Annotated in this window: 23 protein-coding genes; 7 read left to right on the forward strand and 16 right to left on the reverse strand. The window is 41.9% G+C overall.

The window, feature by feature from the left end; genetic code table 11:
• Positions 1-19 precede the first annotated feature (19 nt).
• From ACT3QR_RS04550 to ACT3QR_RS04560, 3 genes are all read left to right on the forward strand, one after another.
• Positions 20-538, forward strand: coding sequence for a hypothetical protein (locus ACT3QR_RS04550; protein ID WP_444520203.1), 519 nt, complete (start codon positions 20-22; stop codon positions 536-538).
• Between the two features lie 142 nt (positions 539-680).
• The gene (gene murJ, locus ACT3QR_RS04555; RefSeq protein WP_444520204.1) at positions 681-2,231 is read left to right on the forward strand and encodes a murein biosynthesis integral membrane protein MurJ; all 1,551 of its coding nucleotides are present in this window, start codon (positions 681-683) and stop codon (positions 2,229-2,231) included.
• A gap of 130 nt (positions 2,232-2,361) precedes the next feature.
• A complete protein-coding gene (locus tag ACT3QR_RS04560; protein WP_444520205.1) occupies positions 2,362-2,985 on the forward strand; it encodes a hypothetical protein in 624 nt (207 codons plus the stop codon).
• Here the strand turns inward: ACT3QR_RS04560 and ACT3QR_RS04565 are convergent.
• Entirely contained in the window at positions 2,982-3,647 is a 666-nt protein-coding gene (locus tag ACT3QR_RS04565; protein WP_444520206.1) for a GNAT family N-acetyltransferase, read from the reverse strand. The two genes, ACT3QR_RS04560 and ACT3QR_RS04565, sit on opposite strands and share 4 nt — an antisense overlap.
• Positions 3,648-3,804: 157 nt before the next feature.
• Here ACT3QR_RS04565 and ribF point away from each other — a divergent pair, with 157 nt between their 5' ends.
• Positions 3,805-4,899: a riboflavin biosynthesis protein RibF gene (ribF, locus tag ACT3QR_RS04570; protein ID WP_444520207.1), complete on the forward strand. Its 1,095-nt coding sequence runs from the start codon at positions 3,805-3,807 to the stop codon at positions 4,897-4,899.
• Positions 4,900-4,976: 77 nt separating this feature from the next.
• On the opposite strand, the gene ACT3QR_RS04575 is transcribed toward ribF, so the two are convergent.
• The 4 genes from ACT3QR_RS04575 to ACT3QR_RS04590 form a co-directional block, all read right to left on the reverse strand.
• Positions 4,977-5,216: a DUF2789 domain-containing protein gene (locus ACT3QR_RS04575; protein WP_444520208.1), complete on the reverse strand. Its 240-nt coding sequence runs from the start codon at positions 5,214-5,216 to the stop codon at positions 4,977-4,979.
• 277 nt (positions 5,217-5,493) lie between these two features.
• On the reverse strand, positions 5,494-6,483 hold the full coding sequence (locus ACT3QR_RS04580; RefSeq protein ID WP_444520209.1) for a malate dehydrogenase: 990 nt from the start codon (positions 6,481-6,483) through the stop codon (positions 5,494-5,496).
• Positions 6,484-6,849: 366 nt separating this feature from the next.
• Positions 6,850-7,554, reverse strand: coding sequence for a ribonuclease T2 (locus ACT3QR_RS04585; protein WP_444520210.1), 705 nt, complete (start codon positions 7,552-7,554; stop codon positions 6,850-6,852).
• A 442-nt stretch (positions 7,555-7,996) separates the two neighbouring features.
• Entirely contained in the window at positions 7,997-10,129 is a 2,133-nt protein-coding gene (locus ACT3QR_RS04590; protein WP_444520211.1) for a transglycosylase SLT domain-containing protein, read from the reverse strand.
• 348 nt (positions 10,130-10,477) lie between these two features.
• Here ACT3QR_RS04590 and miaB point away from each other — a divergent pair, with 348 nt between their 5' ends.
• Positions 10,478-11,971 (forward strand): tRNA (N6-isopentenyl adenosine(37)-C2)-methylthiotransferase MiaB, encoded by a 1,494-nt coding sequence (miaB, locus tag ACT3QR_RS04595; protein ID WP_444520212.1) that lies wholly within the window; start codon positions 10,478-10,480, stop codon positions 11,969-11,971.
• 174 nt (positions 11,972-12,145) lie between these two features.
• Here the strand turns inward: miaB and ACT3QR_RS04600 are convergent, their stop codons facing one another.
• From ACT3QR_RS04600 to ACT3QR_RS04630, 7 genes are all read right to left on the reverse strand, one after another.
• Positions 12,146-13,438 carry a DUF711 family protein gene (locus tag ACT3QR_RS04600; protein WP_444520213.1) on the reverse strand — a complete coding sequence of 431 codons (1,293 nt, stop codon included), beginning with the start codon at positions 13,436-13,438 and terminating at the stop codon, positions 12,146-12,148.
• Positions 13,439-13,667: 229 nt separating this feature from the next.
• On the reverse strand, positions 13,668-13,904 hold the full coding sequence (locus tag ACT3QR_RS04605) for a hypothetical protein (protein WP_444520214.1): 237 nt from the start codon (positions 13,902-13,904) through the stop codon (positions 13,668-13,670).
• 4 nt (positions 13,905-13,908) lie between these two features.
• On the reverse strand, positions 13,909-14,460 hold the full coding sequence (locus ACT3QR_RS04610; protein WP_444520215.1) for a DUF6756 family protein: 552 nt from the start codon (positions 14,458-14,460) through the stop codon (positions 13,909-13,911).
• A 73-nt stretch (positions 14,461-14,533) separates the two neighbouring features.
• Complete coding sequence (locus ACT3QR_RS04615; protein ID WP_444520216.1) at positions 14,534-15,748, reverse strand: RtcB family protein; 1,215 nt, start codon at positions 15,746-15,748, stop codon at positions 14,534-14,536.
• Positions 15,749-16,521: 773 nt separating this feature from the next.
• Positions 16,522-17,247: a LysE family translocator gene (locus ACT3QR_RS04620; RefSeq protein WP_444520217.1), complete on the reverse strand. Its 726-nt coding sequence runs from the start codon at positions 17,245-17,247 to the stop codon at positions 16,522-16,524.
• 164 nt (positions 17,248-17,411) lie between these two features.
• A complete protein-coding gene (gene argE / locus ACT3QR_RS04625) occupies positions 17,412-18,680 on the reverse strand; it encodes an acetylornithine deacetylase (protein WP_444520218.1) in 1,269 nt (422 codons plus the stop codon).
• Positions 18,681-18,729: 49 nt separating this feature from the next.
• Complete coding sequence (locus ACT3QR_RS04630; RefSeq protein WP_444520219.1) at positions 18,730-19,383, reverse strand: UPF0149 family protein; 654 nt, start codon at positions 19,381-19,383, stop codon at positions 18,730-18,732.
• Between the two features lie 212 nt (positions 19,384-19,595).
• Here ACT3QR_RS04630 and ACT3QR_RS04635 point away from each other — a divergent pair, with 212 nt between their 5' ends.
• Together ACT3QR_RS04635 and ACT3QR_RS04640 are read left to right on the forward strand one after the other, a co-directional pair.
• Positions 19,596-20,036, forward strand: a complete 441-nt coding sequence (locus ACT3QR_RS04635) for a hypothetical protein (RefSeq protein WP_444520220.1) — start codon at positions 19,596-19,598, stop codon at positions 20,034-20,036.
• Positions 20,037-20,141: 105 nt separating this feature from the next.
• Entirely contained in the window at positions 20,142-20,579 is a 438-nt protein-coding gene (locus ACT3QR_RS04640) for a cell division protein ZapA (protein WP_444520221.1), read from the forward strand.
• 78 nt (positions 20,580-20,657) lie between these two features.
• Here the strand turns inward: ACT3QR_RS04640 and ACT3QR_RS04645 are convergent, their stop codons facing one another.
• From ACT3QR_RS04645 to ACT3QR_RS04660, 4 genes are all read right to left on the reverse strand, one after another.
• Positions 20,658-20,906, reverse strand: coding sequence for a hypothetical protein (locus tag ACT3QR_RS04645; protein WP_444520355.1), 249 nt, complete (start codon positions 20,904-20,906; stop codon positions 20,658-20,660).
• Positions 20,907-21,245: 339 nt separating this feature from the next.
• Entirely contained in the window at positions 21,246-23,339 is a 2,094-nt protein-coding gene (glyS, locus tag ACT3QR_RS04650; protein WP_444520222.1) for a glycine--tRNA ligase subunit beta, read from the reverse strand.
• Positions 23,340-23,348: 9 nt separating this feature from the next.
• Entirely contained in the window at positions 23,349-24,335 is a 987-nt protein-coding gene (glyQ, locus tag ACT3QR_RS04655) for a glycine--tRNA ligase subunit alpha (RefSeq protein WP_444520356.1), read from the reverse strand.
• Between the two features lie 461 nt (positions 24,336-24,796).
• The gene (locus ACT3QR_RS04660) at positions 24,797-25,009 is read right to left on the reverse strand and encodes a PspC domain-containing protein (RefSeq protein WP_444520223.1); all 213 of its coding nucleotides are present in this window, start codon (positions 25,007-25,009) and stop codon (positions 24,797-24,799) included.
• Positions 25,010-25,661 lie beyond the last annotated feature (652 nt).

The following is a 25,661-nucleotide window of genomic DNA, read 5'->3' on the forward strand; positions in this document are numbered from 1 at the left end:
ATTACTGTCTGGAGAATTTATGACTTGGATTGAGGTGGTTGATTCAGCAGTTAAGATTGGCTTGGGTGCCTTGATAACAGGCATCATCGCTTTTGTACTGTCTACAACTCAGCATCGTAATGATCGCAAGAAGGCGAAAGTTACACGCGAATTCGAGATGCTAAAAGAAGTAGCAGAAAAAACAGAGTCTTTCAACAACGTTGCTTTAAGGTATTGGTCACTATATTCTGATTGGCGTAGAAGGTTAATACTAGATAGCTCTGTTCCCAAATCAAAAATTTTATTAGATGCTCAACATGATCTATTCAATAGCTTTAGTGAATTGACTACAGCAGAATCCTTATTATTGCTATTTGGTTATAACGAAGCTTCAGTTTCACTAAGATTATATGGTGAAACAGTGATAGCCTTCAGAAAAAGAGTAGCATCTTTAGATATACCTTTTGATGAAAATGACGCAGCTAGCTATAGAGAATCTATGATTGATAAGCGGGCTCAGTTATTTCAAATACTAAACGAAATTTATAAAACGATCTAAGGTAAAAAGTCTCAATTTTCCACATATCATATTCCACACTCAATCCATTTATCTCAATTATGAAAGTGATATAATTCGTCAGTTTTTCATCCACATTACACCAGCACATAATTCAATATACAATTTGGCAAGATAGGTTCTCATGGCAAAAAGTCGGTTATTTCGTTCAACCATGGTGGTCAGCAGTATGACCATGTTATCGCGTATTTTAGGTTTGATACGTGATGTTGTATTGCTAGGGGTTTTTGGTGCAGGTGGTTTGATGGATGCCTTCTTAGTCGCCTTCAAAATCCCAAATTTTTTACGAAGACTGTTTGCGGAAGGTGCGTTCAGCCAAGCATTCGTGCCTGTACTGTCCGAGTACAAAGAAAAGTACAGCTTACAACAAGTGCAGATTTTGGTCAGTCGCACCTCCGGCGCATTGTTGCTAGTATTGTCGATGCTTACCGTGGTTGTCATCCTAATTGCACCTTGGGTAGTGACATTGTTTGCCCCTGGGTTTGCCGATCAACCTGATAAATTTGCCATTACCGCTGAGCTGCTGCGTCTTACCTTTCCGTACTTACTATTTATTTCTATGACAGCTTTTGCGAGTGGTATTTTGCAAAGCTACGGCCGTTTTGCCGCACCCGCCTTTGCACCAGTGCTATTGAATCTGTGTATGATTGGTGGTGCGCTGATTTTCGCACCGATGTTTGATACGCCTATTATGGCGCTTGGCTATGCCGTGGCTATCGCAGGTTTGCTACAGTTCTTGATACAACTACCACAGCTTTGGCAACAGAAACTGCTTGTCGCACCAAAGGTTGATTTCAAGCACGAAGGCGTTCGTCGAATTTTAAAATTGATGTTACCTGCTATCTTTGGTGTATCTGTCACCCAAATTAACCTCTTACTCAATACTGTGTTTGCTTCATTGATGATCGGTGGGTCGGTCTCTTGGCTTTATGCAGCTGAACGTATGAGCGAGCTGCCATTGGGGCTGATTGGGGTGGCAATTGGCACAGTTATTTTGCCCAGTTTGTCAAAAAGTGAAGCTCAAAAAGACGATGTCAATTTCAAAAAAACCATCGACTGGGCAGCACGTCTTATTATCTTAGTCGGTATACCCGCTTCGGCTGCGCTGTTTGTACTGGCAGATGTATTGATGCAAGCACTGTTTTTACGTGGTGAATTCACCTTACGTGATGCACAGATGAGCTCATTGGCTCTGCGTAGTATGGCAGGTGGCATCTTAGGATTCATGCTGATTAAGATATTTGCTCCCGCTTTCTTTGCGCGTCAAGATACCAAAACTCCCGTAAAAATCGGCATCATTTCTGTCATTGCCAATATGATCTTCAGTGTTATTTTTATCGGAATATTTTACTTTTTAGAGATACCGCTGCATGGTGGTCTGGCATTGGCTACGACTGGTGCTGCTTTTGTAAACGCAGGCTTGCTATATTACTTCTTGCATAAACGTAATATCTTCCGTTTTGGCTCACATTGGAAAAAGCTATTTGTACAGTTTGCTATTTCGACTAGCTCTATGGTTGGCGTACTCTATTTTATGCTACCTTATTTCCCTACAGACGATGCCCAGTGGCAACGTATCGTTGCGCTAATTATTATGTGTGCCATCGGAGCGCTAGTGTACGGTGTGGTATTGCTAGCCACTGGTTTCCGCCCGCGCCAGCTAAAACATGGTTAGTCTAAATTATAAGTAAATTTATAATGGGCTTACGAAACCAAAACAAGCCTGTTATGAGAAATGACAATGCTCGCTGCTGATCATTGTCATAATATATCACTAATAAATACATAGAATCTGAGGTTTTGATATGACAACGAAACAGCCAATCTTCCAGCGCTTACCAATTCTGCTAGCCACTGGTGTGTTAGGCACTGGACTACTTATTAGTGGCTGTAGCAATAATGAGTCGGCTGAAACTGCTACTGATAGTGAAGATATGGTGGAGACCGTTGATACCTCAGAAGATGTCACATTAGACAACGAGGCAACTGACCAGACAGAGATCGCTGACAGTGATAGCGAAACAGAAGAAATTACAGATGACGCTGAAGATGAGATAGCAATTGATAGTGACAATATTAATCCAGTAACTGCCCCCACCGAACAAAAAAGCTTAGTAACCAACCCTACTCAAGCAGGTACACCAGAGGATACTGTTAAGCAAGCATTAAACAGCTTATATTATGGTGACGTAAAAGATGCAGCGTCGTATTATCAAGTAGATATGGCAAACTTTGAAGAAGAGCTTGCCAATACTCAATCAGCATTTCAGCAGACTGTTGAAGGCGTTACGATTACTGATACCAAGTACAATGACGATAAAACTCGTGCCACCATTACTGGCGAGCTAATGCTAAAAGGACAGAGCGAACCTGCACCACTGACCTACCAGCTACAGAAGATAGAAGGTCAATGGAAGATTTTAGGTTAAAGCGTATCAGATGCATCATCTAAGGTTTCATCTGATGTCACTGCTTTACCAAGCATCACAACATCAGCGATAAACCCTTCCATATCGCAAACTTCTGGCATATAACCCCATTGCTCAAAGCCAAGCTTACGAAACAATCCTAAACTTGGCTGGTTATGGGCAAAAACGAGTGCAATGATGTTTCGAATACCCAAGCTTGGTGCTTGCGTCAACATCCAATGGGTCAGCAAACTTCCCAATCCTTTGCCCTGATAGTCTTGATTCAAATAAATACTAATCTCGGTACTGATATGATAGGCCGTACGCGCATATAAATCACTAAAACTGCCCCATGCAACTACTGGCAGCTTTGCTTGATTTACATCATTTGATTGTAATGCTTTGACCACATATATTGGTCTGGTTGCGCTATCTAGATGCTCGTTAAACCAAGCAGCACGCTCCTCTACCGTAACCAGTGCAAGATTGGCTGTTGCTTGCTTACCCGGTATGCTTTGATTATAAATATCTAAGACTTCTGCCAAATCTTCTTTACTCGCACGCTGTACAACGAACTGATCAGTAAGCTGATATGTTGATAATTCATTTGGTATAGTGTTCAAGGCAGCATCAGTCATAAGATCTCCATCGTCGTTAGGATTGTTATTAAAAACATTGGTCATAAAGAATAGACTTCCTATGCGTCATACTTGCATTACACGTAGACTATAGGATGTTAGTGTGGCTATTTTACTTTATAATGGCTGGTTTTAGACACATCAATTTTAAGCATAGACGTGTTTTTCGTTTTTTATTTGGTCTCATCATAGCTGAAAATTTATGAAAACCTATTTTCTTGAGCAACTAATTTTGTCAACAAACCCTTCATCTACGGACGCTGTGCCAGTAGAGTTGGCATCTTGCGTGCTCACTATCGGTAATTTTGACGGTGTACACCTCGGTCATCAGGCAATGCTAGCCCAAGTTCGCGAGATTGCGCGTACCCAAAATTTGAGGGCAGCGGTCATGATATTTGAGCCACAGCCACGTGAGTTTTTTGCACCCGCCAAAGCACCTGCACGTCTGACTAATCTGGCAGAGAAGCAAGCACTGTTAGCAGAATATGGTGTTGAAACATTGATCGTAGCAGGTTTTGATACAGAGTTTCGGTCACTATCAGCACAAGCATTTGCCGATATACTAGCCAAGCGTCTGAACGTAAAAGCATTGGTGTTAGGCGATGACTTCCGCTTCGGTCATGACCGTACTGGCGACAGTCAGTTTTTGCGTAACTATGGGCTACATGTGACCAATCTGCATACGGTCACTGATGACAATGCTAACAGCATTATTGACGAACATAACGTAATTAATGACTGTACTACTGATATAAATAGTAATGCTACACGCATTAGCTCTACTCGTGTTCGCGATTTACTATTGGCAGGTGAGCTTCAGGCAGCTAACAGGCTACTTGGTCGTACATATGCAATCACAGGAGTGGTTGTTCGCGGTGACCAGATAGGTCGCACGATAGATTTTCCTACCGCAAATATCGATTTGCAACGAATAAAGCCCGCCTTACATGGTATTTTTGCGGTCGATGTGGTGAGCTTAGACGCTGATGGCAATGTAATAGCAGATGGCTTGACTACCCTTGCCACTGACGGTCATGCAGGTGTTGCGGGGTTACGCGCGCATAGTTTGTTTGGCACAGCTAATATTGGCAAAAGACCCTCTGTCGATAAAGGTAGTGACTGGCGATTAGAAGTTCATTTTCCAAAGTTACAAGCTGATTTGTACGGATTGAATCTACAAGTACGTTTTTTACATTTTTTGCATGGTGAGCGTCGCTATGATGGGTTAGAAGCCTTAAAAGCTGGCATTCATCAAGATGTCGCTGATTTACTTAAGTGGCGCGAAAAGCAAATTTAAAATTTAGTCATATCTTAGACATAAAAACCCCCGCGATAGCATTAGTATCGCGGGGGTTTGTGTAATGTTATAAGTCTTTATGCACTAGGATGTAGACGTACGTTTAACTCATCGATAGTTTCTACCCACGCTGCATCTTTTTGCCATTCTTCTTGTAAGAACATGCGTTGGTTGTCTGTCCAAATATCAGATTCTGTAAGCTTTTCTTCTTTTGCTAACGCGTTTTTTTCAATAAAGGCATTGATTGCTTCATCTGAGCTATCTAGACCCAGCTGTGCAAATAGCTCATTCATTGTATATTCTGGTTCACCCAACATAACTTTCTCCTTAAATAGTACGAACATGATCGCATTTCTTGTTTAACGTGCTTATTCTTTAAATTGATACATTTATTGTAACAAGCTTTACTTTAATAGCTGTTAATCAACGTTTATCTAACGTTATCAATTGTATTAACGGTAAACTATTTTTGCCAATTTAATAGAGTAAATTCGACTGCTCTCATTTGCCTATTTCTCATAGGCACAAAAAAGCCCTCTATATTAGAGGGCTTTTTCTAAGCTGTTTATATAACAGCTTTAGCAGATTAGCTACTTATGGAAGCAGGTGTGCTACTGCATCACGCTCTTCACTAAGCTCTTGCTCAGTAGCAGCCATTTTCTCTTTAGAGAAATCTGATGATACGTCAACACCGTCTACGATAGACCAGTCGCCGTTAGTACATGTGCATGGGAATGAGTAGATCAAACCTTCAGCAATACCGTATTCGCCGTTTGAGTAAACGCCCATTGATACCCAATCATTTTCATCACTACCTAGTGCCCACGTACGCATGTGTGCGATAGCAGCGTTGGCAGCGGAAGCCGCAGATGATGCACCGCGAGCTTTAATGATCGCAGCACCGCGCTGTTGTACTTCTGGGATATAAGTTGCTTCGTACCAGTCACGATCCACTAAGTCTAGTGCAGGCTTACCATTTACAGTACAAGCGGTTAGATCTGGGTACTGAGTTGATGAGTGGTTACCCCAGATGATCATTTTTTTCACGTCATTTACAGTGCTGTCAGTCTTACCAGCTAACTGTGCCATAGCACGGTTGTGGTCAAGACGAGTCATTGCAGTGAAGTTGCGTGGATCAAGATCTGGTGCATTACGCTGAGCGATAAGTGCGTTTGTATTAGCAGGGTTACCAACTACCAATACTTTTACATCACGGCTAGCAACTTCGTTCAATGCTTTACCTTGTGCTGAGAAGATCGCAGCGTTGGCTTCTAGCAAATCTTTACGCTCCATACCTGGGCCACGAGGACGTGCACCAACCAGTAAAGCATAATCGATATCTTTAAATGCGACATTAGCATCGTCAGTTTGGACGATACCAGCCAACAATGGGAATGCACAGTCTTCTAGTTCCATGACCACACCCTTTAGGGCATCAAGAGCTGGCGTAATTTCAAGTAATTGCAAAATAACTGGCTGATCTTTACCTAGCATCTCGCCAGATGCAATACGAAATAGCATCGCGTAGCTGATATTACCAGCGGCACCAGTGACGGCAACACGTAAAGGCTGTTTCATTGACATTGAATACTCCCTAATTAATTATTAGATAATTCTAATGAACGATTATCATTTTAGATATCGACTTGTTTGCCGCATAGCAGCATGTATAAACCGAGAGCTAGTGTAGCACTTCATCGCAGTGACCGTCTAGATACAGTCATAGACCTGTCAGGGATTATATTGTTACATTTTATACGGGAGAATTCTTATAGAGGCTAAGCGCTTATAGATAAAGCGCTAGAGGGATGCAGGACGTGAAAGATAAAGCATCTTGTGATCACGTTATACGTAGCTACAATGGTGAAAATAGGCAGTCTACACTGCTAGATACAAACAAAGGATACTGAAAATGATATTAAAAGAGAGGTTTAAGCAGACAAGTAAAGACTATCGTCCACCTGAAATGATAAATCGACTACCACAGCTGTCTACAACGTCATGACAAGTGCCAAAATCATTACCTTCATAACACACGTGTATATCAGTGAGTATCGATTGACGACGGCTACCCTTTTGACAAATAAGATCCACACTATTGGAAGACATACCACTATTAAGACGAGTCATTTGACTGATAAATCGTGATTTGGAAACCGTATAACTGTTGCCAGTATTTAGCTCATTCGGTAATTTTAATCCACCTGCATAGTTAGTAATCTGGCGAAAGTAACTGCTGGCACTAAGTGGACTACAGGCTCCGTAGCGCTGCCACGCTTGGCTACGTACCGTTGTATCAGGCATGATACGGTTGACGACCTTTAATTGTAGCGGTGTAAGGCGTGGCTCACTACCACGGCCGCAGCGTTCACCATACCCCATATCTAAACCAGATACGGTCAATGAATAACCTTCTAAACACTGGCGCATACGGGCACGTGTTGGCTGCATACTACATAATGCTGGTGTCATCTCGATCATCAATACCCGCTGACCACTCTTAACTGTACTAGCTGCCTGTGCTGGCAAAAGAACAACACCTTGTATGAGTAATAAAGCGCCGAAGCTCATCGTTGCTTTGATACTACCTATGCTATGTTGATTAGCTAAAGTTGCACGCAATCGCACCATAGAGTTAACAGCCTTATTACTCACGTTTGTCTTTGTATTTGCTTCTGCGTTCGTTAGTGAGCATATCCGATTAAATAGCGAATATTTGCTTTTTAACGACATAGAAAGACTAAAGTATTTTTTGATCATAGGACTGAAGGCAGTTAATTAGCAACGATAAGACATAGGCTATAACTTAAATCATTAGACGCGACATATAAAACACGCATTGACCCAAGAACAAGACTAAAGAATAGGGTTTTCCATTAAGGCAATGGTAACAAAACGTTTTCTTTAATCTATAGCAAAAACGTAAACGTTGACGACATCGTTAGTAAGATCGATAAATGTTGGTAAAATACTGAAAAATAACGAATGTACCATTTACCTGATCCAGCTAAGCAATACTTTAGCAGAACAAACCAGCAGATAAAGATAAACCACTAACAATGAATCATTAGTGGTCTATTAAATATACATTCAGTGATTAAAATCCAGTTGGTACCGTACCCATACGCTGGCTGATCGGCTGATTACGGCCTAACAAGCTACTATAAATAGTGGCATTTTCCATCACGTGTTTGACATAGTTGCGTGTCTCAGGAAACGCAATAGATTCTACATATTGATCTGCGGCAAGTGATCCGTAAACTGGCTGCCAGCGTTTGGCATTGTTAGGTCCAGCGTTATAGCCTGCAGTTGCTAATACTGGCTGATAGTTGAGCTTACCCAAGATATCACCCATATACCATGTCCCATAGCGAATATTAGTATCACCGCTATTAGCACGGCTTGCACTATACGTCTCACCTAGGTTACGAGCGATATATTTTGCGGTATCAGGCATAACTTGCATTAATCCACTCGCGCCTACGTTTGAGCGCGCAGAGGATACAAAACGGCTTTCCTGACGCATAATGCCATATGCCCACGCTGGATCAATACCCGCTGACTCACTATAACGCACGACCGCGCTTTGATGTGGCATCGGATGCGAGAGTGCTAAGCTATCCACCCTATCGGTATTATCAATCGCATAAATCGCTCGATCGAGCCAGCCCATATCATAGGCTTGACGAGCAGCAGCGATGATCAAATTATCATCACGATTGTCGCGGGCTTGCTTAACTGCCCAGTTCCATTCGCGGTTGGCATAACCGCGGCTAGCATCAGAGTTGTACAACGCAAACGCACGAGCAAAGTTGGCATCTTGCATGACACGAGCGCGGTCAGCAGTACTTACGTTAGGCAAGTTACTACCACCTAAACGGCTAGCATCAAAACGCTGGCCTATTTTATCTTTTGCCATCAGGCCATAGTAATCATTACTTTTTGCTAGGTTTTGATACATTTTTTTAGACGTATTACGCTTGCTGCTATCGCTTGACTGTTCATAAGCACGAGCCAGCCAATACTGCCACTGGGCTTCTCTTTGCGTTTCGCCATCCATTTTTGAGATGGCCTCTACCACATCATCCCAACGACTGAAGCGAATTGCCGCCATGGCGTAGTCTTCTGCTTCTTCAAAATTAAAGTCATCATCCAAACTGTTGCGGAACCAATCGACTGCTTCAGCGTTAAAGCCATCGTCAGTATTGTGATTCATACGCTGTACGCCAAGGGTGCGGTAAGCATAGCGTCGGGTTTCGTCATTCAATAACCTGACGGAGCGCTGATTGTCTTGTTTGATGTCGAAGTCTAACTGTAACGCTGCTTCACGATAAGACTTATCAGCCATACGACCGATTGCATACATATATAGATATTGATTGGTTTGGCTAGCAGGCTCACGACCAAAGCGGCTAAAGAAAGACGAAGGATTTAGCTGAATTTCGCTGAGCGCAGAATAAGCAATAGGTGTACCAAGGCGTGATGACAACGCCATAATGTCACCTGTTTTACCTTTACGTAACATACGCTTGAGACGAGCAGCACGATCCTGATCACTAATCAGTGCATTATTATTCATCTCCATCGCTAACTGATCACACAACGCTGGTTGCTTTTTGGTGGTTAGCCAAACATCAGATTTAGCCGCCATAGCACGCATGGTGTCACCACCATTATTGAACCCAAGGGCGACGGCACATCGTTCACTGGCATCCGCATTGGTAATCAAGTTGGCCACTTGTCTCACCGAGGCATAATCGTTTGACCCTGCTTTGGACTCCGCAAAATCAGCTACCAATTTCTCAGCCATAACCGTATCTGGGTACTGACGTACAAACTGAGAGACAGCCGCTGAATTCTGTGAATTAAGGTCTAGATTCATACGCCAATAAGCCGGATACATCGCAAACAGGCCGCCACTCATCATCTGCTCATAGTTATAAAGCGCACTCACATCACCGCGATCTGCGGCGATAGCAGCTGACATAAATGAGTCGATACTGCTGTCTTGCTGGTAACCTTGCTGATAATTGCTTCCTTGTTGGTAGCTTTCCTCATCGCCCCACGTCAACTCTGCACAAGCGACTTGTGACACACCAAGTGCACTGACTGCTGTTGCCACGCTCAACGCGCTCATCCGTAGCGTACCTACTGTAATTCGCTTTGACGCGTGCTTTTGACTGATAGACTCGTCGTCCTTGATACTGTGCGCAACACGCAACTTTGTCATACTGACTCTCTTTATGATATCTCTACAAATATGTGAACAACGGTTCGTTAAGTACCGCCAAGGGTATATTAATCATCATACTATACTCATTGTGCTTTCAACTATCTCCTTTACCTTTTGTTAATAAATAGGACAGCACGGTGTAACATAGAAGTGATAGTAGGCTTCTATTTTTTATGATTAGCAGTATGAATAACAGTAAACAATTGATACTGCTATGAATTATTTATCGTATTGACAACCTATCGCTTGTGCTAATTTTTCACATTGGCACAGGGTTGTGATAAAATACGCCACCTGTTAATCATCGACTTTGCTATATTTTTGGTCAATCATGGACTTATCCTTATGAGTGTTACTGTATTCAACCCCCGCATCAATGACGCTGCCGTTACTGAAACAACTGCTGACGCGCCAGCTATCACTGCACTCAATGAAGCAAGTTCAGCCCAAGCGCCCATCGAAAAAGCAGTGACGAAAAAGGTCTTTGTGACCACTCAAGGCTGTCAGATGAATGTTTATGACTCTGACAAAATGCTCGACGTCCTCGGTGACTCACATGGTATGGAAGTTACGCACGATATCGACGAAGCCGATGTGCTACTGATGAATACTTGCTCTATTCGCGAAAAAGCACAAGAAAAAGTGTTTTCGGAATTGGGTCGCTGGCGCAAACTAAAAGAAAAACGCCCAGACTTAGTCATTGGTGTAGGTGGCTGTGTGGCCTCTCAAGAAGGCGACAACATTCAAAAACGTGCGCCTTATGTCGACATGGTATTTGGCCCGCAAACCTTGCATCGCCTGCCAGATCTCTATGATCAGTCAAACGAACAGCGTGAAATCGCACCAAAAAATCGTATTGGTACGATTGATGTGTCATTCCCTAGCATTGAAAAATTTGACTTTTTGCCAGAGCCAAGAGTAGAAGGCTATAAAGCCTTCGTATCTATTATGGAAGGCTGCTCGAAGTATTGCTCATTCTGCGTAGTACCTTATACTCGCGGTGAAGAACTGTCACGTCCACTTGATGATGTATTGGCTGAGATTGACAGCCTTGCCGCTCAAGGTATCCGTGAAATTAATCTATTGGGTCAAAACGTAAACGGCTATCGCGGTGAAAAAGACGACGGCAGCATCTGCCGTTTCGCTGAGCTGTTGCATTATGTCTCGCATGTCGATGGTGTGGAGCGTATTCGCTATACCACCAGTCATCCGCTAGAGTTTACGGATGACATCATTGATGCTTATGCACAATTGCCAGAGCTGGTATCGCACCTGCATCTACCCGTACAAAGTGGCTCCAATGCTATCTTGGCTGCGATGAAACGCAACCATACGATCGACGTTTATATCAATCAGATTAATAAGCTTAAAGCCATTCGCCCAGACATTCACTTGTCGAGTGACTTTATCATTGGCTTCCCTGGCGAAACAGATCAAGATTTCCAAGACACGTTAAACTTAGCAAAAGAATTGAACTTCGATCACTCGTATAGCTTTATCTACTCTAAGCGTCCAGGCACGCCAGCGGCTGAGTTACCAGATGATGTCAGCTTTACCACTAAAAAGGCACGCTTGGCAGAATTCCAAAAAGTCATTATTGACTCAACGCTAGCGAAAACGCATGAAATGGTCGGTACCACGACACGCGTATTGGTTGAGCAAATCGCTAATCGCCACCCTGACTGCTTAATTGGCACGGCAGATAACACTCGTACGGTCATGTTCCCTTATGATGTTGAGCAAATGGATGAAATGTTGGGTAAGCTTGTCAGCGTACGCATTACTGATTTCGTCAGCCCGCACATGGTCAAAGGTGAGCTAATCGAAATATTGGCGTAACTGTGAAATTATAAGTTTGAGTAAGAGTAAAAAAAGCCGTTCGCTATTATAGTGAACGGCTTTTTTATCGTTTTTAGGTTGAGCAATATGTATTGATCACTTATAGAACTGCAATTATCGACAAAAAATCATCACATAAAAATGACTGCCACTGATAAATAACAGATGTTACCATCAAGGCACTGCTAATACGGCACAATTGCACAAATCACTACTCTCAAACTGAGTAATATCACCAGCATCAAGCTCTGGAACAGGAAATACTCTCACAGTCAGCGGTTTATTTAACCGATATGCCATGGTACCTGTATCTCGCATCAAGGCACATAATTTATCCTTGGATGTATCACCTGGAATAGGAACTGTATCAAGGCCGATACCGCAGATGGCACTGTTGGTCAACAACATAGGAATATCAAACTCATTATCAAGCGTGGCTTGCGCCAATCCTTTGTCTTCAGTAACCGCCAGCATCAATCCTGAGAAACCGACCATATCGATGTCTGTGATTGACTTAAAAACTCTGGTCAGTAAAGCAGAGGTCTCCACTGTACCTGAAGCGCCAAAATAAGGCACGCCAAGCAGTTTGTAGACATCAACCATAGAATGACAATCTTTAGAAGGCGCTGGTGAGGTATCTATACCGAGATAACACCAGTCTGATGCTGAATTAAGCTGCTGCACACAGCTATCAATACTATTGATATGGTACTGCAAGGCTTTGCTCAAAGCATCAAATATAAACTGCTGGTCTTTTTGATAAGTCATACCATCTAAGAGAGACCCTTTACGGATGTACTGCAACGTTTCTACCAACAAATCAGGAGTTTCAAGACCAACAACAAAACCCTTTTCAGTCTTGCCGCTATGATAGCTTGCTGGAAAATAAGGAATAAACTCATCGCAGTTAAAATTTACAGTGAAATTAAAATTCCCTTCACCTCTGGGTGTCAGTTTAGCGATAGCTTGTACTGTCTCAGCGCATTGTTCAATAAGTGCATTATCTAAAATACCTATCTCATTGGCAGTCACATTCACACAAGCGTTGCATAAATCACCATATTGCGCAATCAGTTCGGGCAATAACTCAATCTCCTGTGCTGTCTTGGCTTCACCGATTGCAAAGCGCACTCTCAGACCACTTTTGCCTTCATTAAGTACGTCTAGAATAGACGTGATTGTTGCCAATCCAGTAGAAGCCGTCGATAGACTTGAAGTATCTAAGTATTCACCGTATGGGTTAGTCACTATCCGTATTGATTGCACGGTATAGCCTTTACTATTTAGATTTGCGACTACTTTTTCACAGTGTGTAATAGCATCTTTCAATGCAGCTTGCCACGTTGCCATATCTGAATATAAATTGATAAAAGTTGTCACTGTCCGAACCTTACACAGCTTTTTATCTTTTAGTTTTTCTATCATTTCAACATCCAACGATGTCTTAGCATTATTATTATCAATCATAACCTCTCCATTTTTTGAACGAAAAAACCCATAATACGTAGCATACAAACTTATTCAATTATGAGTATACATAGGGACTGCTAGTAAAATGGGTTTGTTTCGAAATGATGTCAAGCGTGCCGATAAAAAGCAACGCATCATGTATTATCATTACACTCATTGATGATACGCCGTTCTAAACTTGACACCAAAACTTTTTGGAAAATGAGCAATGACTGCTTTGGTATAGTTATTCAGCTAACCAATCCGTCTGCCGTAACTGCTGCTTAGTCTCACGGCGACGTTTTTTGCGGACGATATCGATATCCTCCTTTTCGTGAATACCACCTTTTTTTAAGAGCGGATCCAGTGCCAAATAGTTGCGTGGCTTAACAGTACCTAGCGACTGCTGAACGCCTGTTTCAGCTTGTTGCTCTAACTGCCGTTCGATTTGCTTGGCCTTTTTTAATGTTTGTTTTAAGCTCATTATCTTATCCTTTATTCTTTGCTATATCTTCTATAGCCTTTAATTTTTGTGGCATATCTTTACCTGTAGCCATCAAAACGTCATGGTGGTTGCTACAAACGAGCCAGTCATACTTTTTAGAAACAAAATAGCACTCGTCGAAGAAACAAGTTTCATCGAGTATTTTTATTATTGCCTCAATTTTGCCCTCGTAAAACCAGATTTTAGAACGTTCCTTAAACGTTCCTGTTATAGCAAACCAGATACTCTCATTGGGCTGAATCAAACGTAACAGATAACTCTTGAGAGAATCTTTGACTTCCATTGAATACGTTTCTTGTATCAAATTTTGCCATAACCAAACTGAACGGCTTTTGCCATTTTCAATTTTGCAAAAGGTTTGATAAATCCGCTCTTCTATACCTTTATAATCATCGTAAGGGGTGAGAACTCGAAAAGATTTATCCGTTAGATTCAACTCCGTTTTCAAGCGCATCATCTCTGCTCGTATATCAGCCCACTCTTTTGATTGAGATCTTTTTTTACCATTTTTATTGATATAAGGATAACTTCTCATAATTATCTCCTCAATTTGATCCTGTCTTATGGCTGCTAACCGTCAAAACAAGATCAAGTTTTATATAAAAAACCTAGCCTTTAATACACATGACTTGCTTCAGCGTATGCACCACTTCGACCAAATCAGCTTGATTGGCCATCACTTCATCAATGTCTTTATAAGCGCCAGGTATTTCATCGATGACACCTTCGTCTTTACGGCACTCAACGCCATCAGTCTGTGCTTTTAACTCATCGATAGTAAATGCTCGTACAGCCTTGCCACGGCTCATTTGGCGACCTGCACCATGTGAGCATGAGCAAAACGACTCAGCCTCGCCAAGACCACGTACGATAAAAGACTTTGCACCCATAGAACCTGGGATGATACCGAGCTCACCATCATAAGCACTGATCGCCCCTTTACGGGTCACATAGACCTGCTCGCCAAAATGCACTTCTTCATTGACATAGTTATGATGACAATTGATAGCTTCTTTGGTCAGTTGAAACCGTGGTAACCCCGCTTGTGGTGACTGTAATGACTTAATCACTAAGCGCATCATCTCACGGCGGTTCTCTAGCGCGTAATCCTGTGCCCAGCCCACCGCTTCGACATAATCAGCAAAGCTATCAGACCCTTCAGCAAAGTAAGCCAAATCACGATCAGGCACATGACCAAAACGCGATTGACGTTCTTTTTTTGCCAGATTGATAAAATAGCGACCGATACAGTTACCAATACCGCGACTGCCCGAATGTAGCATTACCCAGACATCTTTGTTTTCATCCAAACACAGCTCAATGAAATGATTGCCACCGCCTAGTGTTCCCAGCTGCTTTGCCCACGTCCGCTCAAAACCTTTGAGCATTTTGAGCAAGCCCGGATGCTTATCAGTAATTGGCTTTAGACGCTTGCCTAATGGATCAAGCGTTGAGTTCTTAGCCTGAATTTGCTTGTGCATATTGAATCCTACAGGCACTTGCTGCTCTACGACTGAACGTAATGACTTCAAGCTATCAGGTAGATCACTCGCCGTCAGGGACAAACGTACTGCGTTCATACCACAGCCGATATCGACACCGACCGCGGCAGGAATAATTGCCGATTTGGTCGGAATCACGCTGCCGACTGTGGCGCCTTTACCAACGTGTACATCAGGCATCACCGCAATATGCGAATGTACAAACTCCAGCTGAGCCAAATTGCGTAATTGCTGCATCGCCCCTTGCTCAACATCCGAGGTATAAATCTTGACTGGTACGCCGTGTTTACGGTTTTCATTTAATACTAATTGAATGCTCATAATTTTTTATTTCCATTTTATTTTTTTAATAACCATATAGTATTTTTTTGACTATTATAATTTTTAGACATTACTTACCTATCTCAATTAAACAAAACGTTTAATAAGAAAATTATTTAATAACTCATAAAATTTAGGCAATAAAATACCGTTTTTTATTAATTAAAAAAATAATAAAAATATATGGTTTATTTATAATGGACGTTTTAAAGAAAGGTGATATAGATCAAAACCGTCAGCCACAGCGTAAATACTCTGCGTATAGGAAAGCAACAGCTAAATCATAGCCTGAGTCACTTTATTAGCAACAACGGTAAAGAGGAATGTTAGATAAACAGACAACAGTAGACGCAAAATCGCTTGCAGAGCAATCTTGGACAATAGACTTAGAAAAGAGAAAGATCGGGCAGATATAGCAAGTTGTTATTTGATAATCATAGGTAGAAAACCAATATACAACTAACTTACAAGCTTAGCCACACCTTTGCGAAGTCGTCACTGCTGTCAGGTAGTTTACACATTCAATCTTTAAAAACGTCTTAATAGTTAAATAGGACACGATGATTCCTCCATAAGTTGTGGCTAACTGTCATAGACGACAGTAGCGGATTAATTAGGATAATTTATCGCTTGTAAAGACAAGCACTATAAATCAATGAGGTAATAATAACGATTTAAAAATTAAAGTCAATAAATAATTTATTTTTTATAGAAAAAACATAGGGAGCGTACATTTAATTAAGCACTTTAATTTAAAGATATATTGGTATTTTTTAAACCATAAAACTATTTATAACTTCAGCCAATAAAGCCGCAGCGATGATTATAAATATCACTCCACAACCGCGATTGAGCCAAGCCAAACGATTACCCACATCGAGCCAACTTGCCAGTTTTTTGCCGCCTAATGTATAAACAATTTGCCAAATCGTCTCGCTCAAAAACAAGCCGATGGTTAATAGGACATATTGCGGCCATAATGGCGCACTGAAATTGATAAACTTAGGAAAAAATGCCGCAAAAAACAAAATAGCTTTCGGGTTAGATAGTGATACCCAAACACCCGTACGAAACAAGGTTGCGTTGTCTGGAACTATTTTGGTAGCAGCACTAGAGAGCGAACGCGGCGGCGGTGTATTGGGTGTGCTATCAGCAGTATAGTCTGCCGCTACCTCAGCACTCAACTCTTTGGCATCACTCATCAAACTACCATCACCAGCATCGCGCCAAGAACTGATACCCAGATAAATCAAATATACTGCACCCACGGCTTTAATGATTGTCAGCAGCCAAGGTGACTGGCGACTGATGACATCCAATCCAAGCAGTGTCGATAGCAATAATACAAACAAGCCAAGGCTTAAACCTGCCAATGTCCATAAAGTTCGCTTAACGCCATAGTTCATGCCGTACTGAAACGCTAGCAGCATGTTCGGACCAGGGGTCGCTGATATAAAAAATGTACTTGCGAAAAATACTGCAAACAGATGCCAAGACATTAACCACCCCTACTTCGTTATATGTAAATAGTTCTAATATAAACCGCTATACGACTTAAATAAGCCATTAAAAAATAAACACCGCCATTAAGACGGTGTAACTTATCTCTATATATGAAAAAATGTCAAAAAAATGAAGTACACGATACTGAGTGATAACTAAACTACTGCATAGAAGGCTGAGTCGTACAGCTATCTAACAGTCTTTTCAAGAACGCATCGCATCGTTCAATTTCGCTAAGCGCTACATACTCATCCGCTTTGTGAGCCTGCTCAATACTACCAGGACCACAGATAATCGTTGGAATACCTGCATTGGTAAACTGACCACCTTCAGTCGCGTAAGCCACCTTGTGACGCTCATTATCACCTGTCAGTGCAGCGATTAGCGATTGTAGTTCATCACTATCACTATCAGTCATAGCCGGCACACCTACTGATTTTATCAGCTCAATACCAGTCTCTGGCGCGCGCGCTTGCATTTGTGCGTTTAGTTCAGCGACTTTAGCCTTAATAGGCACTAGTATATCGTCTTGCGTCATGTGTGGCAGGTTACGATAGTCAAAGGTAAACTCGCATAGATTGGGAACGATATTGGTCGCGGTACCACCCTGTATCGTACCAATAGATATCGTTGAATAAGGCACATCAAACAGCACATCTCCATCATCACGCACACTCAACTCTTGAGCCAAATCATCTACATAATTTACCAAACGGCTAGCATAACTAATAGCATTGACACCTTGCACCGTCAACGAAGAATGCGCCGACTTACCATGTACACGGCAACGATAAACAGCAATACCTTTATGCGCGACCACCATCGCCATATTAGTTGGCTCACCGACGATACAGTAATCAGGCGTAATGCCACGTGCTTTTAGATCAGCCAAAATCAATGGTGCACCTAAACAGCCAACCTCTTCATCAAACGACAACGCCAAATGCAATGGACGACGTAGCTGACCGTTATTCGATAGCTGTACCGCTTGTGGCAATACCGTTAGCGCACAAGCGATAAAACCCTTCATATCGCAAGCACCGCGACCATACAGCTTGTCACCACGTATCGTCGCTGTAAAAGGATCTGAAGACCACGCCTGCCCATCAACAGGCACAACGTCAGTATGACCAGATAAAACCAGACCATTATTGATAATATTAGCGTTTTCACCAGCAGGTACAGTCACAAACAGGTTGGCCTTAGTTTTAGTCTCATTAAAGGTCAAATCCACCGTCAAACCTAACTGCTCGCAGTACGACTTTACATCGTTAATCAAAGCCAAATTAGAATCACGACTAACGGTATCAAAGGCAATAAGACGTGTTAGCCAATCAAGACTTTGGTTAGGATGCTCAGCGTTTTTCAGTTGAAAATCGTTGCTATTATCAACATCAACATCAACGTTATCGCTATTATCTTGGATCATAAAATATCCTTACTACAATTTTTCAGAACTCTGGTGTGTCAGAGCTGGCTTACGATGGATTGTTGTGATTCATCACATCGACCACTGGCGGCATTGGTTTTGGTAGCTTGCCTTCTGCCTGTAGCTCTTTGGTTGTTTTGGCATCGATAGACAAACCAGCGATAAGCGCGATATCATTAACAGCCTTGCGTTTACGCGTGGCAAAACTTACTGGTACTATACGAGCAAATTCATAGATATAAAGATAAGACTCCTCCCCACCTTCAAAATCTTCTTCTTCCTCTAGACGGATTGCACCAATCTTAGCCAGATCTGACAGCATCTCATTTTCTTCACTGGTCAAACCACAATCGGTAATACCAAAACCTGTCATAAAACCATTAGCCCACTGTTTCAACGCTATCACGCGCTCGTATAAATCATGTTCATCATCTGGGATGAGCGGCATATACGCGTAGGCATCATCGTTGTCTTTCAGCTGAAACACAACGTCTTCCGCCTCCTCTGTCAGCAATGTCAGTGCAGGCTCTGGTAATGAGGCAAAACTTAGCTCTTCAAATACCTTAGCCCAAGTTGCTTTATCAGGTGCATTACAAGCCGTCATAAGCCCTGTCATCATGCCATGCACTTCGCTGATAGACACGTCATTCCAATCGTCAAACGCGGTTAGCCAAGTGTTCCAGCCAGAGATATTATCATTCATAATAGATGTCCTAGTAATTGATTACTGCTCATAAAATAAAGATAGTCACGATAAAATGTCAGGGACAAATCATCAATAAATAAAAGTGAAAATATAAAGCCTGATGCTTGTAATTACTTTGTTGATATAGATATCATGCGGTCACCTATGGCATTATTAAATGCAGCGAACAAAATTCATTCACGCTTACTTGTTAAGGATAAAAACTGACTATGTATGATCAACTTAGAATATTAGAAAAAATGGTACTCGACATCAAAAAACAGTATCAGCTTGTCAGTGCTGAACTTAGCAGCTTAAAACAACACCCTGTTACTGATTCAAAAGAGTTTGCCGCCCTAAAAACCAAACTGGATGACAGCCATAGCGAACGTGACGGTGCCAAAAAACAACTGAACGACCTCGATCAGCGCTATCAGAGTCTCGCAGAAGCGCATCATATGATCGGTGAAGAGCAAGACAAACTGCAAAAACAGATCAGCCAATTACAACAACAAAATAGCGAGCTGCAACAAGAAAATAATGAGCTAAAGCAGCAGTATAGCGACACCAAACAACAGAACAGTGAACTACAAAAGAAGAATCAACTGGCAGCTGAGCGTACGCAAGTCGTATTGCAACGCCTAACCCGTATCGATCAAGCAGAAGGCTAACGCGTTCTTGTAATAGAGAGCAACATACTGCTTATTGAACTACCAAATGCTATTTGTAAAATCTGATATTACTCATTTCACTGACCAAACATTGTAGGATTTATCATGACCGATGACAAAAGTAAATCGATAGACAAAAAACCAAAAGACGCTCAAGCGCCAAGTTCACCATTACCACCGAAAAAAAATACAGCCACAGAATCAAACATATCCAGCACTATGGCACAATCTAATACCAAAACACCTGAACCACAAATCAAAAAAGTCGATATCGCGATTGCTGGGGTTACATACCCAATCTTTTGTCCCGTACACGAGCAAGAAGAACTGCTGTCAGCGGTTTCGTATATCAATAACTATGCGCTCGATCTAAAAAGAGACTCTCCAAGCCTCAGCCAAGAAAGCATACTGGTACTATGTTGCTTAAATTTGTATGAAAAAATCCACGCCAATCAAAGAAGTGATGAAGATCGTTTGCAGAAAAACAAACAGTCTGAGGCATTGCTTAATAAAATCATGAAAGACGCACATTCTATTTTGTAAATGCATCATGCTTTATTGAACGAATAAGCGCCCAGCCAATCAAGCTAGGCGCTTTTTTATAGTCAATCATTTATCTGTTTACGCATAAGGCTTATAGGTCTTTCCTGCATGAAAGTCTGCCTGATGCTCATAGTTGCAAAAGAACAGCTCCTGATTCGCTTCAACATCACCCTCGGTAACTGTGCTCGGTTTGGTTTCAAGTACACCACGATATTCAGCCAAACTGTTGCCACAAAAATCACACTGACGCGGTGTGATCACATCACCTTCTTTTGGCATCATACTTTTGGGTGGGCGCGGGTACATAAACTTGTAAAAAGCCCACATTGAAGCCCAAATAATGAGGATTACAATAATAACAGCAGCCACAGTAGTGCTCCTTCGATTACGGGTAAACGTAAAAAATAACGAAATCTATTAAATTAAGATTACTTAATGCGTTTTGATAGCGTAAATTTTACCGTCAATAATAGCGACAATACAATGCCTTTACCGTTTAATTCCTGATTGCACTATCTGCCTAGTTAGATCCATTGGATAGCTGTACGAGCAAATCAATCAACTGGATAACAAAAAACCTGGCTATGGTAAGCCAGGTTTTCATCAAAAGTAACAGTCAAGTTAAAGTGATAATCAAGTTTAAGTAATAATCAGATTTTAGCAGGATTACAGCTGTAGCTCGCTGATATCAGCCACAGTCAAGAACAAGGCGCGAACCTGCTTTAACAATGCCAAGCGATTGTTTTTAAGCGCAGCATCTTCACTATTGACCATGACCTGATCAAAGAACTGTGTCAACGGCTCATCCAAGCTAGCAAGCGTTTGCAATACTTGCGTATAGTCAGCTTGCTCAAGCAATGGTTGTACCACTGTCTGTGCTTGCTTCACGCTCGCATATAGGTTTTGCTCAGCAGATTCAGATAGTAGCGCTTCGTTGACGGTATCAGCAACGCTCACTTCTGACTTGGCCAATATATTAGCAACACGTTTGTTTGAGTCAGCCAACATCGACGCTTGTGACAGCTCGCTAAATGCTTGCACGGCACGGATACGCTGATCAAAATCAAGCGGCATATGCGGATTAATCGCTTGCACTGCTTGAATCGTATCGACGCTAACGCCCTGCTCTGTATACATCGCACGATAGCGCGAATTTAAGAATGCCATAACTTGAGTAAAAGTATCGCCCATTTTGGCAATCTTGCTACCTTCAGCATCGCTATAGCCTTTAATCGCTTGCTCAACCAACGCTACTAGATTAATCGGTAACTGCTTTTCAATCAAAATACGTAAAATACCAATAGCAGAACGGCGCAAGCTAAACGGATCTTTTGAACCCGTTGGTGCTTGGTCAATCGCAAAAATTCCAACCAATGTATCCAAGCGATCAGCTAATGCTAAGCAAATACCAATCGGTGTTTGCGGTAATACATCACCGCTGAACTTAGGTAGATACTGCTCTTCTAAACTGGCCGCTACCGCTTCAGGCTCTTCATTCAATCGCGCATAATAAGTACCTGCGATACCTTGTAGCTCAGGATACTCGCCGACGAGCGAGCTGGCCAAATCTGCTTTAGATAAAATGCCCGCGCGCACGGTTTCATCCACATTAATATCGTGGCCTTGTTGTTGCATCAACGTAGCGATAAATGCTGCAAGCTTAGCAATACGCTCAGACTTTTCCCAAATCGTACCCAATTTATCTTGGAATACACGATTTTTTAGGCTCTCTGTGAGTGCAAACAATGGCTGCTTTTGATCTTGCAAGAAGAAAAACTCTGCATCAGCCAAACGTGGACGCACAACCTTTTCATTACCTTCAATAATCTGGTTTGGATCTTTTGATTCTATATTAGTGATAAAGATGAAATACGGCTGCAACTTGCCAGTTTTATCGGTTAAGCAGAAGTACTTTTGATCCGCTTGCATGGTTGAGATAAGTGCTTCTTGCGGTACTTGTAAGAAGCGTGCTTCAAAGCTTGCGCGTAGTGCAATTGGAAAATCAACCAGTGCAGTGACTTCATCTAACAATGCCTGCGGTACGATGGCATCTGAGTTGACCTCGTCCGCTAATGCTTTGACTTGATTATTTATCAGCATTTGACGCTTATCAAAATCTGCCACTACTTTTAGACCATCTAGCAATTGCTCATAGTCATTAGCGTTTTTGATATTATGATAGTCAGGGCTATGGAAGCGATGACCACGCGTTTGCGTACCAGTCTGATGACCTTGGATAGTGGCATCAATGACAGTATCATTTTGCATCAATACTACCCACTGTACTGGACGCACAAACTCGTTGCGGCTAGCGCCTGAGCGCATACGTTTAGCAATCGGCAAATTATCTAGCGCAGTTTGGAAAATAGCTGGCAGCAATTCAGTGGTCGCTTGACCATGAATGGTTTGCTCATAACCGACATAATCACCTTTATCGGTGTTAATTGTTATCAGCTCGCTGGCCTCAATACCTAAGCCTTTGGCAAAACCCATCGCCGCACGTGTTGGATTGCCATCGCTATCAAACGCTGCTTTAATAGCTGGTCCGCGTTTTTGCTCAGTGCGATCAGGCTGCTTATCGCTAATGCCTTGAATTTGAATTGCCAATCGACGCGGCGCTGCAAAAGCTTTGATGCTATCAAAGGTTATATCTGCTGCCGTCAATTGCTCGGTGACACTTGCTTGTAGCGCATCACGTAGTGGTTTTAGGCTTTTTGGAGGTAGCTCTTCACACCCCAGTTCAAATAGAATAGTACTCATGGGATGCTCCTATTTATCGTTAGTAGATTGGTTGGTGTCGGTAGTGTCTTTTGCTATGCCGTCTGTTGCCACGTCTTCTTTTGGCAAATACTTATCAAGCGCGGCTTGACGATGTTCTTCATCAGCCAATGGGAAGCCCAATTTGGCACGAGCCTCAACATAACCAAAAGCAACCTTACGAGCAAGCGTACGCACACGTAGGATGAAACGCTGACGCTCAGTCACTGAAATAGCGCCACGTGCATCAAGCAAGTTAAATGCATGAGATGCTTTCAATACCATCTCATAAGCTGGCAATGGCAATCCTGCATCGACTAGCTTGTCGGCTTGTTGCTCATAAAAATCAAACATCTCGCCCATCATTGGCACATCAGCGTGCTCAAAGTTGTAGGTAGACTGCTCGACTTCGTTTTGATGAAAGACATCGCCATACGTGACACGGCCAAACTCACCATCTGCCCACACCAAATCATAAACGCTATCGACGCCCTGCACATACATGGCCAAGCGCTCAAGTCCGTAAGTGATTTCGCCTGTCACTGGGAAACATTCGATACCACCGACTTGCTGGAAGTAGGTAAACTGCGTGACTTCCATACCGTTTAGCCAAATCTCCCAGCCCAATCCCCACGCACCAAGCGTTGGCGATTCCCAGTTGTCTTCTACAAAACGCACATCATGCACCAATGGATCAATACCAATAGCTCGTAGTGAATCCAAATACAGCTCTTGGATATTAGGTGGGTTCGGCTTTAACACGACTTGGAATTGATAATAATGCTGCAAACGGTTAGGATTATCACCATAGCGTCCGTCGGTAGGACGACGTGATGGCTGCACATAGGCCGCATTCCATCGCTCAGGCCCTAACGAGCGCAAAAACGTCGCGGTATGAAAAGTACCTGCACCGACTTCCATATCGTAAGGCTGCAATACCACACAGCCTTTGTCGGCCCAATAGTTTTGCAAAGTTAAAATTAAATCTTGAAACGTCATCGGTTGAGAGTCTTTATCTTGTGTCATCGGGGTTGTCACTTGGGGTGTCATAGTTTCGGTTTTCATAGTAAAGCCACTGTGAAATGAGTATTATTAAATAAATCTCTGATAGCGCTCGCGCGGTCTATTCGGCAACGGCTCTATCTGCCTGCTCACCTTACTAAAAATTAACTATTTTATCTATGTTTACGCCAACTAAATTTGCATACTAGGCATAAATATTCGGTTGTATAGCGTATTTTCAGGAAAATCATCATAGAAGTTGCACGAATACAATAGATAAAAAAATACCCAAATGCGCTAGCATTCGGGCAGGAGGAAAATTGTATCTCGGGCATCCTGATTGATCAGGCTTTTTATTTTTTAATGGTCTAGTACTTTGAGCAACTGCGTTTAACTTGAGCTTGTTTCTTCACTAATGTTAGAGCAACTTGTTTTAAAGGGCGACTATCAAACTCCTATTACTGATAAGACCGGCTGTTGGCTTTTGGCATAATTATCCATAAAATAATATAAATCAATATACCTGGTACTGCTGCACTTAACGATGAAATTACTACAAACAATACTCTCACCCATGTTGGCGACCAACCAGCATACTCTGCAATGCCACCCATCACACCTGCTATCATGCGATTATTTGGTGAGCGATGTAATTTTGCTAATTTAGCCAAATCAAATACCTCTCTGCTTTCTATTCTTGTTTATTTTTTATTCTATTTTCTGACTATCTTACGTATTCAGCCAAGATATCATTTTGCTTTGCTAACTTACCGATAAGTATATCAATAATTTAGGATTTATCTGTTGAAGGTATAGCAGTACTTTGTGAGTTTATGCTACTCAAGCTTACCCTAATCTGTCGTAACACCATGCAAACTCCTGATTTTAAATATTTATTTCAAAATGTTTCAAAACTACCTTTGTTGCTATAACCTTGCAGTTTACTTTCATATATCTTGTCACTTTTAGTTTAATCAAAGAGATAGACTCGCTCTATAACGCTAAAATTGAATCAAACCTTTGACAAGCTGAACAACTTCTTAGCTAACCAATGTGTCTCAGTCAAAAGAACCCTAAATTAAAAAATATACGATTCTTTGTACGTTCGATATACCTTATTTTTACAATAACCTACCTGCAAATCATCTAAAACCTTTATACCATGCTGATAAACAACTTCGGTTTTCAAACGTTCTATGGTCAAAGCTGAGACATAGCCCGACTATTAGATAAAAATACCTCTACGAATCATATTAGAAGTAAGCAACGTAGTTGGTATTACGAGGCTTAATAGATTTCTACTTTTGATAATCTATATGATTT

Source organism: Psychrobacter sp. AOP7-B1-25, assembly GCF_052376195.1.
Lineage (GTDB): Bacteria > Pseudomonadota > Gammaproteobacteria > Pseudomonadales > Moraxellaceae > Psychrobacter.